The following is a 14,807-nucleotide window of genomic DNA, read 5'->3' as shown; positions in this document are numbered from 1 at the left end:
CCGAACGTAAACCCGTTTCCGCTCTCCCGCATTTCGAGACGAGAGGGCCGTAGGCTCGTGATCATGACGATGTCGGACACGGATCTGGAGTTTCTGGAGCGGGCGGTGGCGCTCGCCTGGGAGGCCCGGGAGCGCGGCGATCATCCGTTCGGAGCGCTGCTGCTCACCCCGGACGGGACGGTCCTCGAAGCCCGCAACAGCGTGGTCACCGGGTCGGACCCGACCGGGCACGCGGAGACCAACCTCGTCCGGCTGGCCGGGTCCCTCGATCGGGCGACCCTGGCCGGCAGCGTGCTCTACACCAGCACCGAGCCCTGCGCGATGTGCTCGGGCGCCATCTACTGGTCCGGCATCGCCCGGGTGGTGTTCGCCCTCTCCGAGGCCGACCTGGCCGGGATGGTCGAGGAAGAGGAGGGCATCCCGCCGCTGCGGCTGCCCACCCGCGAGGTCTTCGCCCACGGCGGCCGGGAGATCGTCGTCGACGGCCCGGCACCCCTGCCGAGCGCCACCGAGGTGCACGCCGGCTTCTGGGACTGAGTCGCCTTTCCGGCAGGTGAGCGCAGTCGCCGGCCGGGGATTGGTACCGTCGTCGCGGCGCGATGATCACCGCGCCCGCACATCGGTCGAGGAGTCGGCATGGGTCTTTGGGACAAGCTCAAGGGTGAGCTGGTCGACATCATCGAGTGGCTCGACGACAGCCGGGACACCATCGTCTGGCGGTTCCCCCGCTACGAGAACGAGATCAAGATGGGCGCCAAGCTCATCGTGCGCGAGTCGCAGACGGCCGTCTTCGTCAACGAGGGTCAGATCGCCGACGTCTTCACACCCGGCACCTACACCCTGACCACGCAGAACATGCCGATCCTTTCGACGATCAAGGGCTGGAAGTACGGCTTCGAGTCGCCGTGGAAGGCCGAGGTGTATTTCGTCAACACCCGGCAGTTCACCGACATGAAGTGGGGCACGCAGAACCCGGTCATCGTCCGCGACCCGGAGTTCGGCGCGGTCCGGCTGCGCGCGTTCGGCGCCTTCGCCATGCGGGTCACCGACCCGTCCCTGCTGCTGCGCGAGCTGGTCGGCACCGACCCGCAATTCCGCACCGAGGAGGTGCAGGAATACCTTCGCCAGCTGGTCGCCAGCCACCTCGGCAGCGCTCTGGCCACGGCCGGGGTGCCGATGCTCGACCTGGCCGCCAAGCAGCAGGCGATCGGCAGCACCCTCGCCGCGGTGCTCACCGACGAGCTCGCGCCGAGCGGCATCTCGATCCCGAAGTTCATCATCGAGAACATCTCGGTGCCGCCCGAGGTCGAGGCCGCCCTCGACAAGCGCACCTCGATCGGCGTGGTCGGCAACCTGGACAACTACACCAAGTTCCAGGCCGCGAACGCGATGGAGGACGCCGCCAACAACTCCGGCGGGGCCGGCGAGGCGTTCGGGTTCGGCCTCGGCATGGCCGCCGGCCAGCGGGCGACTCAGGCGATGAACACGCCGGCCCCGGCTCCCGCGGCTTCCGGCCCGCCCCCGTTGCCGACCGCCGAATGGTTCGTCGGCGTCGACGGGCAGCAGCAGGGTCCGTATGACCTGGGTGCGCTGCGCACTCAGGCGTCCGGCGGGTCGCTGACCCGGGACACCCTGGTGTGGAAGAACGGCATGGCCGGCTGGCTCGCCGCCGGGCAGGTCCCCGAGCTGGGCAGCGTCTTCGCCGCGGTCCCGCCGCCCCTTCCGCCGCAGTGAGCCGGAGCGCAGTGAGTCAGAGCCAGTACCCGTGTGCCAACTGCGGGGCGAACGTCGAGTTCGCCCCCGGCACCACGGTGCTCAAATGCCCGTACTGCGGCGCCGAGACCCCGCTCGTAGCGGTGGCCGGGCGGCAGATCCGGGAACACTCGTACGCCGAGTTCGCCGGCCTGCCCCGCAAGCCGATCGCCACCCTGGCCCCGCACACCTTCACCTGCCAGGGCTGCGGCGCGGTCACCCAGAGCGACAAGATCTCCGACCGCTGCCAGTTCTGCGGTGCTCCCCTGGTCGCCGACGTCTCGTCCGGCGACCAGGTCATGCCGGAGGGCGTGCTGCCGTTCGCGATCGACCGCAAGGCGCTGCGGGAGGCGCTGCGGCAGTGGGCGTCATCGCGGTGGTTCGCGCCGAACGGGCTCAAGAAGGTCACCGAGGCCGAGTCGTCGCACAGCACCTACCTGCCGCACTGGACCTACGACGCGCGCACCGTGTCGCACTACCGCGGCCAGCGCGGCGACCACTACTGGGTCACCGAGACCTACACCGAGGACGGCCAGACCCGGACCCGGCAGGTGCAGAAGACCCGGTGGCGGTCGGCGAGCGGGGTGGTGGCCCGCGACTTCGACGACGTGCTGATCGCCGGCACCGGCCGGGTCGCGCCCAAGCATCTCGACAAGCTGGAGCCGTGGCCGCTGCCGCAGGCCGAGGTGTACCGGCCCGAATACCTGGCCGGGCACGAGACGCTGCGCTACGACGTCGAGCCGGAGACCGGGCTGGGCACGGCCAAATCCCGGATGGCGCCGATCATCGAGGGTGACTGCCGCAGCGACATCGGCGGCGACGAGCAGCGGGTCGAGGCGGTCGAGACCCAGTACTCCGACGTCACCTTCAAGCTGATGCTGCTGCCGGTCTGGATCGCCTGCTACCTGCACGCCGGAAAGACCTACAACATCCTGGTCAACGGACGTACGGCCGAGGTCGCCGGCGAACGCCCGTACAGCGCCGCGAAGATCGCCGCCGCGATCACCGCCGCGGTCCTGCTGATCATCGTGATCGTGGTGCTGATCGCCCTCAACCGAAACTAGTGCGGGCCCTCGTCGTAGGGGTTGAACGGGTCGTCGCCGAGCCGGGCCTCCACGGCGCGGGGCTCGTACATCTCCTCGACCACCCGCAGGTAGAGCTCGTTCGGGTTGGGCAGGGCGGTGATCCGGGCGGATGCGGCTGAAGAAGCCCATCCCCGCGATGACGTTGAACCGGAACCCGCCGCTGTCACCCATCGTCGCCTCCCGCTCACAGCGTAGGGGCCGGGCGTGTTTGATGGCGGGATGGATGTCGCCGAGATCGTCGCGCGCGAGTTCGGGCTCGGGCCGGTGCTGGACTGGACGCGGGCCACCGCCGGGGTGATGAACCTGAACTGGCGGCTGGTCACCGAACGCGGAACCTACGCCGTGAAGCTGCAACGGGACGGGACACCGGAGCAGATCCGGGCCGTGCACGGGGTGCTGGCGCAGCTGGACTTCCGGGTGCCGCTCCCGTTGCCCGCCCCGGACGGCGACACCCTGCTGCGGGTGGGCGACGACTGGTACTCGGTCTTCCCGTGGCTCCCCGGCACCCATCCCCGCGAGGGCGGCCTCGACCTCGATGCCTGCGCGGCCTTCGGGGACATGGTCGGGCGGATGCATCTCGCGCTGGCCCGGCTGTGCCCGCCGGCGCCACCGACGATCATGGACGTTCCGGCGGCCGGCGACGAGCTCCGGGAGTACGCCGAGCTCGGGCCGGGCGACGAGTTCGACCTGCTCGCCCGGGAACAGATCGCCTGGCGGCTCGACCTGCTCGCGGAGCTCGGCGAACAGCGGCCCGCCCCCGGCCCGGTCGGGCCGGCCGGGTGGACGCACGGCGACCTGCAGCCCTACAACCTGCTGGCCGAGAACGGGCGGGTCACCGGTGTGCTCGACTGGGACCGGCTCGGGGTGCGCACCTACGGCCTTGAAGTGGTGCGGACCGCGACGATCACCTTCAGCACCGGTGACCAGGGCGCGGTCGACCTTGCGCGGGTGGCGGCGTTCGCGCTTGCTTACCGCGTACACATCAAGGTGTCCGACGCGGAGCTGGCGGACGCTGCCCACCGCAGGTGGTGGGTGCTGGCCACCGACCCGTGGCCGCTCGACCGGCATTACCGCGACGGAGACACCACCTGCGACCACCTCTTCGGCCGGCGGGGCCGGGCTCTGCGCTGGTGGACCGGGCACCGGGCGGAGGTCATCGCGGCGCTGACCCATCGGTGAACCGGCCGATCCACTCGGTCAGGAGCTCGGTCATGTCTGCGACCCGCCGTGGGCCATCAGGGTGACCAGGATGGCCCGCCTGGTCCGGTGCGAGAGCGCGCCGAACACGGCGTCGAGCCGATCGAGATCGACCAGTCCTGGATAGGGTGCCTTCATGAAACGCACCGCGCTGGTCACCGGGGCATCGTCGGGCATCGGCAGAGCGACGGCTTCGTTGCTGGCCGCGCGCGGCTACCGGGTGCTGGGCACGAGCCGCAAGCCGGGCACCGCCGCGGACGGCGTCGAGATGGTCCAGCTCGATCTGGCCGACGACGACTCGGTCGAGGCGCTGGGCGAGCTTCTCGGCGGCGTGGACATCCTGGTCAACAACGCCGGCGAGAGTCAGTCCGGGCCGTTCGAGGAGCTGCCGACCGATGCGTTGCGGCGGCTCTTCCAGGTCAACGTGCTCGGGCCGGTGCGGCTCGCCCAGCTGGCGCTGCCCGGGATGCGCGAGCGCGGCTACGGCCGGGTGGTGATGATCGGCTCGATGCTGGCGTCGTTCCCGCTCGCCTACCGATCGTCCTACGTGGCCACCAAGGCAGCCCTCAAGGGCTTCGCCAACGGCGCCCGGCACGAATACTCGCCCTACGGCGTCTGGCTGACCACGGTCGAACCCGGTTCGATCAACACCGGCATCAGCGAGCGCCGCACCGAATACCTCGCCGCCGACTCGCCGCACCGCCCCGAGTTCGAGAAGATGCTCGCCGCCCTCGACCGCAACGAGAAGGCCGGCATCTCCGCCGAACGGGTGGCCGCGGAGATCGTCAAAGCCATCGAGGCGGAGAAGCCCAAGCAGCGGTACGCCGTGGGCAGCAACGCGCCGCTGGTGTTCGCGCTGCGCCGGATCGCGCCGGCCGCGCTCGCCGAGAAGCTCACCCACCGCCGGCACGACCTCAGCCGCTGACCCGGGCCCGCTGGATCAGCACCACACACGCCAGGACCACCACCGCCACGCCGATCGACAGTGGGGTCACCGCCTCGCCGAGCAGCAGGGCCGACCAGATCAGGGTCAGGATCGGCTGGGCCAGCTGGATCTGGCCGACCTTGGCGATGCCGCCCCTCGCCAGGCCCGCGTACCAGGCGAAGAAGCCCAGGAACATGGAGATCACGGTCAGGTAGCCGAAGGCGGCCCACGCGCTCAGGTCCGCCTGCGGCGGGTGCGACCAGGCGGCGAGCACGGTGATCGGCACGGTGACGGGCAGGGCGACGATCAAGGCCCAGCAGATGGTACGGGCGCCGCCCAGCTCACGGGCGAGCGCGCCGCCCTCGGCGTACCCCAATCCGCAGAGGACCACGGCCAGCAGCAGGTAGAGGTCGTCGGCCGACAGGCCGCCGTGCACCGTGCCGGTCGCGATCAGGAAGGTCAGGACGACGAGCAGGCCCGCGCCGCCGGCGATCCAGAACAGCGGCGGCGGGCGCTCACCGGCCCGGACCACCGCGAAGATCGCGGTCATCGCCGGCAGGACGGTCACCACGACCGCGCCGTGGGCGGCGGTCGCGCCGGTCAGGGCGAGCGAGGTGAAGAGCGGGAAGCCGACCACCACGCCGAGCGCGACCACGGCCAGTCGCCGCCACTGGGTGCTCGTGGGCCGGGTGGCGCCGGTGCCGGTCAGGTAGATCCAGGCCAGCGCGGCCGCGCCGACCGCCCGGCCGAACGCCACGAACCAGGGGTCGAGCTGCTGGACGGCGACCCGGGTGGCGGGCAGCGACATGCTGAAGGCGAGCACGCCCAGGGCGCCGAGGGCGAGGCCCGCTGTCACCGCTTCCGTTACTCTCGTGGGGGCGGTAGCGCTACTCTTGGTTCTCATGAATGACGGTAACGCAGCCGGCCGCGTTATCCAAGATCTCCGGCGGCTGGCGACGGCGGCCGCGCCCGGCACGCGGCTGCCCTCGGTGCGCGAGTTGACCGCCCGGCACCAGGCCTCCCCGGTCACCGTGGCCGAGGCGGTCCGGCAACTGGCAGCTCAAGGGGTCATCGAGACCCGGCCGGGGCAGGGGACGTTCGTGGCCGCCCGGGCTGCGGTGCCGGTCGCGCCCGATCTCTCCTGGCAGACGGTTGCGCTCGGGGCCGCTCCGGCCGGGGATGCCGACATGGCGGCGCTACTGGCGTTACCGCCGGCCGGGGCCATTCCGCTTTCCGGGGGCTACCTCGACGCTGACCTTCAACCGGCCGCCGCGCTCGGTGCCGCCCTTGCCCGGGCGGCGCGGCAGCCGGCCACCTGGCAGCGCGGGCCGGTCGAAGGGCGAGCCGACCTGCGGGCGTGGTTCGCTCAGCAGTCCGGCACCGGGCTGCGCGCCGACGACCTGGTCATCTGCCCCGGCGGGCAGGCCGCCCTCTCCTCGGCGCTGCGCGCGCTCACCTCACCCGGGGACACGCTGCTGGTCGAGTCGCCCACCTATCTCGGGGCGATGGCCGCCGCGCGCGCGGCCGGCCTGCGCATCGTTCCGGTTCCGGCCGACGCCGACGGCGTACTTCCCGATCAGTTGGCCGCGGCTTTCCGCCGTACATCAGCAAGGCTCTTCTATTGTCAGCCGCTGCATGCCAATCCCAGCGGGGCCACCCTCGGGTTGCATCGCCGGAAGGCGGTGGCTTCGGCGGTCCGCGCGGCTGGGGCGTTCCTGCTCGAGGACGACTATGCGCGCGACCTGACCATCGACGGGGACGCACCGCCGCCGCTCGCCGCCGACGATCCCGACGGGCACGTCATCTACCTGCGCTCGCTCACCAAATCGGCGGCGCCCGGGCTGCGCATCGCCGCGATCGGCGCCCGCGGGCCGGCCGGTGCCCGGCTGCGCGCCGCCCGGCTCCTCGACGACTTCTTCGTGGCCGGGCCGCTGCAGCAGGCCACCCTGGAGTTCGTGACCGCGCCCGCCTGGTCCCGCCACCTGCGGCACCTGCGCACCGCCCTGCGCGCGCGCCGCGAGGCGTTGCTGACCGCCCTGACCCGCCACCTGCCCGACCTGGTCCCGGCGGCGATCCCGCGCGGCGGCCTGCACCTGTGGCCACGCCTGCCGGACGGCACCGACGACCTGGCGGTGGCCGCCGCGGCCGCCGCCGAGGGCGTGATCGTCTTCCCCGGCCGGCCATGGTTCCCGGCCGAGCCACCGGCCCCACACCTGCGCCTGACCTACGCCGCGTCCCCACCCGACCGGATGGACGAAGCGGTCCGGCGCCTGGCCCGGAGCCTGCCATGAGCTCCTGGCCCACCGAGCTGCGGAACGCGCTCCGGGTCGGGCGGCGGCTGGCGGTCGAGGTGCCCGGGTCCGGCCCCGGCCGGCGGGCCTTCGTCGACATCACCCCCGATCGCGGCGACTCCCCCGGTTTCACGGTCGCCCATCGGGAGTACGACGCCGCGATGATCGACGGTTTCGACTACGACATCGGCGAGGTTCTCGTCCGCCGGGCCCGCGCGGCCGACGAGACGCAACTGCTGGCCGTGCTCCGGGAGTGGGAGCTGACGCCGGACCGGTTCGACTACGCCTGGAACACCGCCGACCCGCGCTGACCCCATCGATTGACATTGCTGGTCACCATGGGGGTGTGGTGGTGCTGTCCCGGCTGGAGTCGGGTGACTGGGTGCGGTGGCGGGTCGGCCGTCGCCGGCTGGCGTGGCTTCCCGGTGCTCACGTGCTGGGGGCGCTGCAATTCGCGCAGGACCCGTTCACGCTCTTCGTCGCGATTCCGGTGCTGGCGTGGTGGCTGGGGACGTGGCTCGCCGCGCTGCTCGCGACCCTGGTCGTCTGGCCGGTGCGGATGGTCACCGGCCGCTGGACGGTGGTGGCGTACATGCTGAACAGCCCCGGCGACGAGCGGTTCCGGCGCCTGCGGGTCGACGGCCGGGAGGCGGCCGACGCGACCGTTCAACAGTGGGCGTCCGACATCCGGGCCGCCCAGCTTCCCGCCTCCCAGGCTTTCGGCGTCCGGCAGAAACCCGGTGAACATCGCTCCTGATCCGCCGCAGAACGACCCTCGTCGGCACCCCCGTGATGCCCCGGGCAGCATGACTAGGCTGGGGTCATGGCCGACAGGGCGAGCCGGACGGTGGCGTGATGCGGGAGCAGCGGACCGTGCCGCCGCGGATCCGGGACGTCGCGGCCGCGGCCGGCGTCAGCTATCAGACCGTCTCGCGGGTGATCAACGATTCGCCGAACGTGCGGCCGGAGACCCGGCAACTGGTCGTCGAGGTGATGGAGCGCCTGCAGTACCGTCCGAACCGGGCCGCGCGGGCGCTGGGCCTGGGCCGGGCCCGGGCGGTCACCGTGGTCACCGCCAACACGACCCTTTACGGGTACGCGAGTCTCCTGCAGGGCGTCGAGGAGGCGGGGCGGCTGCTGGGGCTGGCCGTGGGCATCCGCGTCGTCGAGTCGGATTCGGCGGCGGACGTGCGGCACGCGGTCGACTACGTCAGCGACCCGACCGCGGGCAGCGTGGTGGTGGTCGCGTTCGACCCGGCCGGCACCGGCGTGCTGCGGCTGCTGCCCGACGACGTACCGGTGGTGGCGGCGACCGAGGCGGGCGGCCTGCCCGGTTCCGATCATCGGATGATCTTCCTGGACGAACGCCAGGCGGCCGCCGACGCGACCCGGCATCTGCTGTCGCTGGGGCACCGCACCGTCCACCATGTGGCGATCCCGTCCGAGGCGCCGTTCGCCGCCCGGCAGGTGGGCTGGCGGGAGGCCCTCGCCGAGGCCGGCGCCCCGGTGCCGGACGTGATCGGGGCGGGCTGGGACTCGCACTCCGCCTACCTGGCCGGGCAGCAGCTGGCGACCGATGATGACGTCACCGCGATCCTGTGCGGAAACGACGACACCGCGTTGGCCGTACGCCGTGCCCTGTACGAAGCGGGCCGGGACGTGCCGGGCGACGTGAGCATCGTCGGGTTCGACGACGTGCCCGGCGCCGCCTACTGGACGCCGGCGCTGACCACGGTACGGATGGATTTCGTGGCGCTCGGCCGGGCGTGCGTCTCCGCGCTGGCCGACGAGCACCGCCTCACCGGCGAGCCCGACATCCGCTGGCTGGGCATCCCCGGGCTGGGCATCCCCGGGCTGGAGGCTCCGCGGCTCATCGTGCGGGAGTCCACGGCACCGCCGCCCGCCACACGTCGGTAACAAACTCGTAACGGCCCTTTTCTCCGAGTCGTGTGACCGGTCACACTCATGGCCGATGATGTGACCGGTCACATTCACGATCATTGATTTCAGAGTCATTGATGGAGAGGCGCGCTGATGAGATCGAGACAGCTTGCCGTGATCACGACGGTGGTGCTGATGAGCACAATGGCCACAGCCCCGGCGCAGGCAGCCGCGTCGCAGCTCACGGTCGACCTGGCCACCGGCACCGGCGCGCTGCGCTACGGCGCCACCGGCTTCCTCTACGGCCTCGGCGACGAGGGCATCCCCAACGAGACCATGCTGGCCGCGCTCAAGCCGCAGGTCACCGCGCAGAAGGCCCCCGACGGCCTGCAGCACCCGAACGGCGACGCGCTGAAGATCGCGCCGATGTTCAAGCGGGCCGGCGGCCGCGACATCCAGGTCTACATGCAGGACGTCTACAAGCAGTGGCCGTATGACAACGCCGGCATCACCGACTACCTGGCCAAGGTCGACACGATGACCCGCAAGATCGTCGCCGATCCTTATCGGAGCTCGTACGTCTACGTGCCGTTCAACGAGCCCGACGGCATCTGGTATTCGGGGAATCTGACCGGCCTGCTGGCCGACTGGAAGACGGTGTTCCAGAAGATCCGCTCGATCGACGCGACCGCGCGGATCGCCGGCCCCAACTTCGCGAGCTACCGCTCGGCCGACCTGAAGACCTTCTTGACGTACGCCAAGGCCAACAGCGTGCTGCCCGACGTGATGACCTGGCACGAGCTCGGCAACGACTTCTACTCGAGCTGGCAGGACCACTACAACGACTACCGCGCCATCGAGACCGCCGTCGGCATCAGCGCCCGGCCGATCACCATCAACGAGTACGGCCGCTCCTCCGGCGACCTCGGCGTGCCCGGCAACCTGGTGCAGTTCGTGGCCAAGTTCGAGGCGAGCAAGGTGGACGGCTGCCTCGCCTACTGGACCACCGCGGGCGGCCTCAACGACCTGGTCACCCACAACAACCAGGCAACCGGCGCGTGGTGGCTCTACAAGTGGTACGGCGAGCTGACCGGCAACACGGTGGCGGTCACTCCCCCGTCGGCCGGCGGGTCGCTGCAGGGCCTCGCGGCACTCGACGCGAACAGGAAGCAGGCCCGGGTGATCTTCGGGGGCAACAACCCGGCGTCCGGCACCTACGACACCAACGTCGTGGTCAAGGGCGTCCCGTCCTACCTGGGCACGACCGTGCACGCGACCGTCTGGGGCATCGACAACACCGGGCTGGCCGCCTCGGCCGCGCCCTACGTGGTCAAGGAGGGTGACTTCACCGCGTCGAGCGGGCAGGTCACCGTGCCGTTGACCGGCCTCAAGGGCCAGTCGGCGTACCAGATCATCGTCACCCCCAACACCGACACCAGCACCGCGGCGGCCAACCGCTACGAGGCGGAATATGCCGCCCTCGGCGGCACCGCGAAGGTCACCTACGGGACGAACACCGGCTACGCCGGCACCTACTTCACCGAGGGGTACGGAGCCAGCAGCACCGCCTCGACGAAGTTCGTGGTGTCCGCGCCGTCCGACGGCTACTACAACCTGAGCCTGCGGTATTCGGCCGGTCCCTACACCGGCGCACCCACCGACCGCTCGCTGCGGGTGCGGCTCAACGGCGCCGACCTGACCACCGTGGCGCTGCCCGGCACCGCCGACTGGAACACCTGGAAGACCGCCACCACCAAGGTCTACCTGCCGGCCGGGATCAGCCGGGTGGAGTACAACGCGTACGCCACCGACGACCGCGACGCCGTCAACCTCGACTACCTGGACGTGGCCGCCACCAGCGGGACGGTCACGGCCTACGAGGCGGAGGCGGCGAGCAACACGCTCGGCGGTGCCGCCGCGGTGGTCAGCGACACCGCCGCCACCGGTGGTAAGTACGTCGGCTGGATCGGCGCCGGGAGCGCCAACACGCTGCGCTTCAACGGCGTGAGCGCGGCGGCCGCCGGGCGTTACCGGATGGTGGTCGGCTACGCCAACGGCGAGCTCGGCGACGGCGCCACCAACTACAACAGCAACATCGTCGACCGGTACGCGGAGATCAGCGTCAACGGCGGCACCGCGAAGAAGGTGTTCTTCCGCAACACGCTCGGCTGGTCCAACTACTGGACCACGGTCGTCGACGTCGACCTGGCGGCCGGCGCCAACACGATCACCTTCGGCAACGCCTCGACCGGCTACGCACCGAACATCGACCGGATCCAGATCGCCGCACCCGTCGGCTGATCGATCGGAAACAGGAGCAACATCGTGAGGTCCACTTCCCTGGACTGGGGTCTGGTCATCGACCTGCCCGACGACGGCCCGGCGGCGATCTCGGGGCAACCCATCGTCGAGGTTCTCGCCGCCGGGTTCGGGCGGGCGCACGTGTCCCAGCGCAACGTGCGCACCGCCATCGGCGCCGGCATGCGGGTCGCCGGCACCTCGGCGGACCGCGACGGGGTGCACGTCGACCAGCGCGACGAGCAGACCGGGCTGCGCAGCCGGGTCAGCTTCCGCTCGGCCGGCGGGGTGGCCGCGTGCCAGGTCCGCACGACCGTCACCAACGACGGCGCCGAGCCGATCCTGCTGCTCGGCGTCACCTCCCTGGCCCTCGGCCTCCCCCCGGTGGCCGCGCTCGACCTGCTGGCCGGCGACAGCGAGTGGATCGGCGAGGGCCGCTGGACCAGGCGGCGGCTGCGCGACGACCTCGTCCCCGACCTGAGCCTGCCGCTGCACGGGCAGGACGGCCGGGGGCGGGTCGCGCAGGTCGGCACCGGCACCTGGTCGACCGGCACCCACCTGCCGGCCGGGGCGCTGGTCGACCGCGACTCCGGAGCGGCCTGGCTGTGGCAGATCGAGCACAACGGACCGTGGCGGTGGGAGACCGGCGAACGGCTCGGCGGCGCCTACCTGGCGCTGCTCGGGCCGACCGATCTCGACCACCAGTGGCAGCAGCGGCTCGAGCCCGGCGAGTCGTTCACCACCGTGCCGGTGTCGGTCGCGATGTCCGGCGACGGCTTCGACGCGGCGGTGGCGGCGATGACCGCGCACCGGCGGGCCCTGCGGCGGCCGCACCCCGCCGACCGGACGCTGCCGGTGGTGTTCAACGACTACATGAACACGCTGATGGGCGACCCGACCACGGCGAAGCTGCGGCCGCTCATCGACGCGGCGGCCGCGGCCGGCGCGGAGGTGTTCTGCGTGGACGCCGGTTGGTATGACAACGACACCGCCTGGTGGGACAGCGTCGGCGAGTGGCAGCCGTCGCAGACCCGGTTCCCGGGCGGCCTCGAGGAGGTCGTCGCCCGCATCCGCGACCGCGGCATGGTGCCGGGGCTGTGGCTCGAACCCGAGGTGATCGGGGTGCGCAGCCCGATGCAGGACAAGTTGCCGCCCGAGGCGTTCCTGCAGCGCGGCGGGGTGCGGCTGGTCGAGCACGGCCGGTACCACCTCGACCTGCGGCATCCGGCGGCGGTGGCGCACCTCGACGAGGTGGTCGACCGGCTCGTCGACCAGCTCGGCGTCGGCTATGTCAAGCTCGACTACAACATCGACCCGGGGGCGGGCACCGACCTCGGCGCCGCCGGCCTGGGGAATGGCAGCGTCGGCGCCGGGCTGCTCGGGCACAACCGGGCCCACCTCGACTGGCTCGACCGGGTGCTCGACCGGCATCCGGAGCTGATCCTGGAAAACTGCGCGTCCGGCGGGATGCGGGCCGACTACGCGCTGCTCGCCCGGATGCAGCTGCAGTCCACCAGCGACCAGCAGGACTGGCGGCGCTACCCGCCGATCGCGGTGGCCGCGCCGCTGTCCGTCCTGCCCGAGCAGGCGGCCAGCTGGGCCTACCCGCAACCGGAGATGAGCGCCGAGGAGGCCGCGTTCACGCTGGTCACCGGCCTGATGGGGCGGCTCTACCTGTCCGGCCGGGTCGACGGCATGAGCGAGCGGCAGCAGCGGAACGTGCGGGACGCCGTCACGGCGTACCGGAAGATCCGATCGGACCTCGCGCAGGCCGCACCCGCCTGGCCGCACGGTTTGCCGGGCTGGGACGACGCCTGGCTGAGCCTCGCGCTGAACGCGCCCGGCGTCACCTACCTGGCGCTGTGGCGCCGCGACGGTGCCGCCACGACCACCCTGCACCTCGACCACCTGCGCGGCCGCCCGATCGAGCTGGACGTGCTGTTTCCCCTGCATCTGCCGGCCTGGACCCATGCGTGGGACGCCGCCGGCGGAACCCTCACCGTCACCGCGGCCGGCGACGAACCGTACGCCGCGCGCCTGTTCCGGATCACCCCGACCGAAGGATCACGATGAAACGAATAATCGGTGCCGCCGTTATCGCCCTCCTCGCCCTGACCGCCTGCAGCGACCCCGGAGCCGGCGACACCCCCGCCGCGTCCGGTGACACCGCCTGGCCCGCGCCCGACACCAAGCTGGACGGCGTGAAGCTGACCATCTGGGCGGCGCAGAACAGCAACACCGTGCCCACCAAGGTGATCGACGGTTTCCAGAAGGCGACCGGCGCCACCGTCCAGGTCGTCACCATCCCCGACCCGTACGAGCAGGGCATCCAGACCAAGGTCGCCACCGGCGACAAGCCGGACATCGCGTTCTGGCAGCCGACCGCGTCGATGCTGACCGCGCTGAACGCGAAGTCCAACCTGCAGCCGCTCACCGGCGCGCCGTGGCTGGACAAGCTGGCACCCGACCTGCGCGACATCACCGGCATCCTCGACAAGACCCGGTATGCGGCGCTGATCACCAGCCCGGCGGTGGAGGGCGTCTACTACAACAAGGAGGTCTTCGCGGCCAACGGCATCACGGCCACCCCGAAGAACTTCGACGAGATGATCACCCTGGCCCGGCAGCTGAAGGCCAAGGGCGTGACGCCGTTCTACGAGATGGGCGGCGACCGGTGGGCCACCCAGTGGTGGGTGCAGGTGCAGCTGGCCGACGCGGCCAAGAACGGCCTGTGGGACAGGGTCAACACCGGCAAGGAGAAGTTCACCGACCCGGCCGTGCTCGACACCATCAAGAAGTACCAGGCGCTGATCGGTGAGGGCCTGTTCAACACCGACATCAAGACGGCCAAGTTCGAGGACCAGGGCGCGGCGCTGCTGAACGGCAAGGCCGCGATGGTGGTGCAGGTCAACTCCTTCTTCGGGCAGCTGCAGGCGAAGGCGGACACGGCCACCCTGGACAAGAAGATCGGCTTCTTCCCGATCGCGCCGTCCGGCAACGTGGGCACGTTCATCCCCGACCAGTCGAACGCGCTGGTCGCCTTCAAGACCGGCGACGCCAAGCGGGAAGCCGCCGCCCGGCAGCTGCTCGCCTACTGGATGGGCCCCGGCTACGCCGACTTCGTGGCCGACCGCAACACGGTGTCGCTGGAGACCGCGGTGCCCAGCCCGGCCGGCGTGCCCAAGGCGCTGCAGGACGTGCACGCGGCGCTGCCCGCCTCGGTGGGGTCGATGCAGGCCCTCGCCGTCGCCAACCCGGATCTCTACCTCAACCTCGCCGACATGATCGCCGGGACGATGACCCCGGAGCAGGTCGCGAAGGCCACCCAGGACCAGTTCGCCCAGCTCGCCAAGGCCGCCGGGGCGGCAGGGTTCTAGG

General features: G+C 71.4%; 15 protein-coding genes. 12 read left to right on the top strand and 3 right to left on the bottom strand.

Annotation, left to right across the window (positions count from 1 at the left end; genetic code table 11):
- Window positions 1–63 precede the first annotated feature (63 nt).
- The 3 genes from Adu01nite_RS27800 to Adu01nite_RS27790 all read left to right on the top strand — a co-directional run bounded on the left by Adu01nite_RS27800 (window position 64) and on the right by Adu01nite_RS27790 (window position 2,816).
- Window positions 64–537, top strand: a complete 474-nt coding sequence (locus tag Adu01nite_RS27800) for a nucleoside deaminase (protein WP_203730833.1) — start codon at window positions 64–66, stop codon at window positions 535–537.
- Window positions 538–636: 99 nt separating this feature from the next.
- Window positions 637–1,734, top strand: a complete 1,098-nt coding sequence (locus Adu01nite_RS27795) for an SPFH domain-containing protein (protein ID WP_203730832.1) — start codon at window positions 637–639, stop codon at window positions 1,732–1,734.
- Window positions 1,735–1,745: 11 nt separating this feature from the next.
- The gene (locus Adu01nite_RS27790) at window positions 1,746–2,816 is read left to right on the top strand and encodes a TFIIB-type zinc ribbon-containing protein (RefSeq protein ID WP_203730830.1); all 1,071 of its coding nucleotides are present in this window, start codon (window positions 1,746–1,748) and stop codon (window positions 2,814–2,816) included.
- Here Adu01nite_RS27790 and Adu01nite_RS27785 read toward each other — a convergent pair.
- On the bottom strand, window positions 2,813–3,004 hold the full coding sequence (locus tag Adu01nite_RS27785) for a hypothetical protein (protein ID WP_203731087.1): 192 nt from the start codon (window positions 3,002–3,004) through the stop codon (window positions 2,813–2,815). The two genes, Adu01nite_RS27790 and Adu01nite_RS27785, sit on opposite strands and share 4 nt — an antisense overlap.
- Before the next feature lie 52 nt (window positions 3,005–3,056).
- Here Adu01nite_RS27785 and Adu01nite_RS27780 point away from each other — a divergent pair, with 52 nt between their 5' ends.
- Window positions 3,057–4,016: a phosphotransferase gene (locus Adu01nite_RS27780; RefSeq protein WP_203730828.1), complete on the top strand. Its 960-nt coding sequence runs from the start codon at window positions 3,057–3,059 to the stop codon at window positions 4,014–4,016.
- A gap of 30 nt (window positions 4,017–4,046) precedes the next feature.
- On the opposite strand, the gene Adu01nite_RS48550 is transcribed toward Adu01nite_RS27780, so the two are convergent.
- Window positions 4,047–4,172: a hypothetical protein gene (locus Adu01nite_RS48550; RefSeq protein ID WP_275414701.1), complete on the bottom strand. Its 126-nt coding sequence runs from the start codon at window positions 4,170–4,172 to the stop codon at window positions 4,047–4,049.
- Between Adu01nite_RS48550 and Adu01nite_RS27775 the strand changes: the two genes are divergently transcribed.
- Window positions 4,171–4,959, top strand: a complete 789-nt coding sequence (locus Adu01nite_RS27775) for an SDR family oxidoreductase (RefSeq protein ID WP_203730826.1) — start codon at window positions 4,171–4,173, stop codon at window positions 4,957–4,959. The genes Adu01nite_RS48550 and Adu01nite_RS27775 overlap by 2 nt on opposite strands.
- Here Adu01nite_RS27775 and Adu01nite_RS27770 read toward each other — a convergent pair.
- On the bottom strand, window positions 4,949–5,815 hold the full coding sequence (locus tag Adu01nite_RS27770; RefSeq protein ID WP_239132743.1) for a DMT family transporter: 867 nt from the start codon (window positions 5,813–5,815) through the stop codon (window positions 4,949–4,951). The two genes, Adu01nite_RS27775 and Adu01nite_RS27770, sit on opposite strands and share 11 nt — an antisense overlap.
- 46 nt (window positions 5,816–5,861) lie before the next feature.
- Here Adu01nite_RS27770 and Adu01nite_RS27765 point away from each other — a divergent pair, with 46 nt between their 5' ends.
- From Adu01nite_RS27765 to Adu01nite_RS27735, 7 genes are all read left to right on the top strand, one after another.
- Window positions 5,862–7,250 carry an aminotransferase-like domain-containing protein gene (locus Adu01nite_RS27765; protein ID WP_203730822.1) on the top strand — a complete coding sequence of 463 codons (1,389 nt, stop codon included), beginning with the start codon at window positions 5,862–5,864 and terminating at the stop codon, window positions 7,248–7,250.
- Complete coding sequence (locus Adu01nite_RS27760) at window positions 7,247–7,561, top strand: hypothetical protein (RefSeq protein WP_203730820.1); 315 nt, start codon at window positions 7,247–7,249, stop codon at window positions 7,559–7,561. The genes Adu01nite_RS27765 and Adu01nite_RS27760 overlap by 4 nt, the downstream gene beginning before the upstream one ends.
- Before the next feature lie 35 nt (window positions 7,562–7,596).
- Window positions 7,597–8,007 (top strand): hypothetical protein, encoded by a 411-nt coding sequence (locus tag Adu01nite_RS27755; RefSeq protein ID WP_203730818.1) that lies wholly within the window; start codon window positions 7,597–7,599, stop codon window positions 8,005–8,007.
- Window positions 8,008–8,105: 98 nt separating this feature from the next.
- Window positions 8,106–9,167 (top strand): LacI family DNA-binding transcriptional regulator, encoded by a 1,062-nt coding sequence (locus Adu01nite_RS27750; RefSeq protein WP_203730816.1) that lies wholly within the window; start codon window positions 8,106–8,108, stop codon window positions 9,165–9,167.
- A 159-nt stretch (window positions 9,168–9,326) separates the two neighbouring features.
- Window positions 9,327–11,432, top strand: coding sequence for a carbohydrate-binding protein (locus Adu01nite_RS27745; protein WP_239132742.1), 2,106 nt, complete (start codon window positions 9,327–9,329; stop codon window positions 11,430–11,432).
- A 24-nt stretch (window positions 11,433–11,456) separates the two neighbouring features.
- Complete coding sequence (locus tag Adu01nite_RS27740) at window positions 11,457–13,502, top strand: glycoside hydrolase family 36 protein (RefSeq protein ID WP_239132741.1); 2,046 nt, start codon at window positions 11,457–11,459, stop codon at window positions 13,500–13,502.
- The gene (locus Adu01nite_RS27735; protein WP_203730812.1) at window positions 13,499–14,806 is read left to right on the top strand and encodes an ABC transporter substrate-binding protein; all 1,308 of its coding nucleotides are present in this window, start codon (window positions 13,499–13,501) and stop codon (window positions 14,804–14,806) included. The genes Adu01nite_RS27740 and Adu01nite_RS27735 overlap by 4 nt, the downstream gene beginning before the upstream one ends.
- Window position 14,807: the final 1 nt, after the last annotated feature.

The sequence above is a fragment of the Paractinoplanes durhamensis genome, from assembly GCF_016862175.1.
In the GTDB taxonomy this organism is placed as follows: Bacteria; Actinomycetota; Actinomycetes; order Mycobacteriales; family Micromonosporaceae; genus Actinoplanes; species Actinoplanes durhamensis.
The sequence above is the reverse complement of the archived record's forward strand: the minus strand, read 5'-3'. Positions and strand labels throughout refer to the sequence as shown.

Coding starts and splice junctions, on each gene's coding strand:
- Adu01nite_RS27760 (WP_203730820.1), top strand. CDS start 7,247: ATGAGCTCCTGGCCCACCGAGCTGCGGAACGCGCTCCGGGTCGGGCGG.
- Adu01nite_RS27765 (WP_203730822.1), top strand. CDS start 5,862: ATGAATGACGGTAACGCAGCCGGCCGCGTTATCCAAGATCTCCGGCGG.
- Adu01nite_RS27795 (WP_203730832.1), top strand. CDS start 637: ATGGGTCTTTGGGACAAGCTCAAGGGTGAGCTGGTCGACATCATCGAG.
- Adu01nite_RS27775 (WP_203730826.1), top strand. CDS start 4,171: ATGAAACGCACCGCGCTGGTCACCGGGGCATCGTCGGGCATCGGCAGA.
- Adu01nite_RS48550 (WP_275414701.1), bottom strand. CDS start 4,172: ATGAAGGCACCCTATCCAGGACTGGTCGATCTCGATCGGCTCGACGCC.
- Adu01nite_RS27800 (WP_203730833.1), top strand. CDS start 64: ATGACGATGTCGGACACGGATCTGGAGTTTCTGGAGCGGGCGGTGGCG.
- Adu01nite_RS27780 (WP_203730828.1), top strand. CDS start 3,057: ATGGATGTCGCCGAGATCGTCGCGCGCGAGTTCGGGCTCGGGCCGGTG.
- Adu01nite_RS27750 (WP_203730816.1), top strand. CDS start 8,106: ATGCGGGAGCAGCGGACCGTGCCGCCGCGGATCCGGGACGTCGCGGCC.
- Adu01nite_RS27745 (WP_239132742.1), top strand. CDS start 9,327: ATGAGCACAATGGCCACAGCCCCGGCGCAGGCAGCCGCGTCGCAGCTC.
- Adu01nite_RS27735 (WP_203730812.1), top strand. CDS start 13,499: ATGAAACGAATAATCGGTGCCGCCGTTATCGCCCTCCTCGCCCTGACC.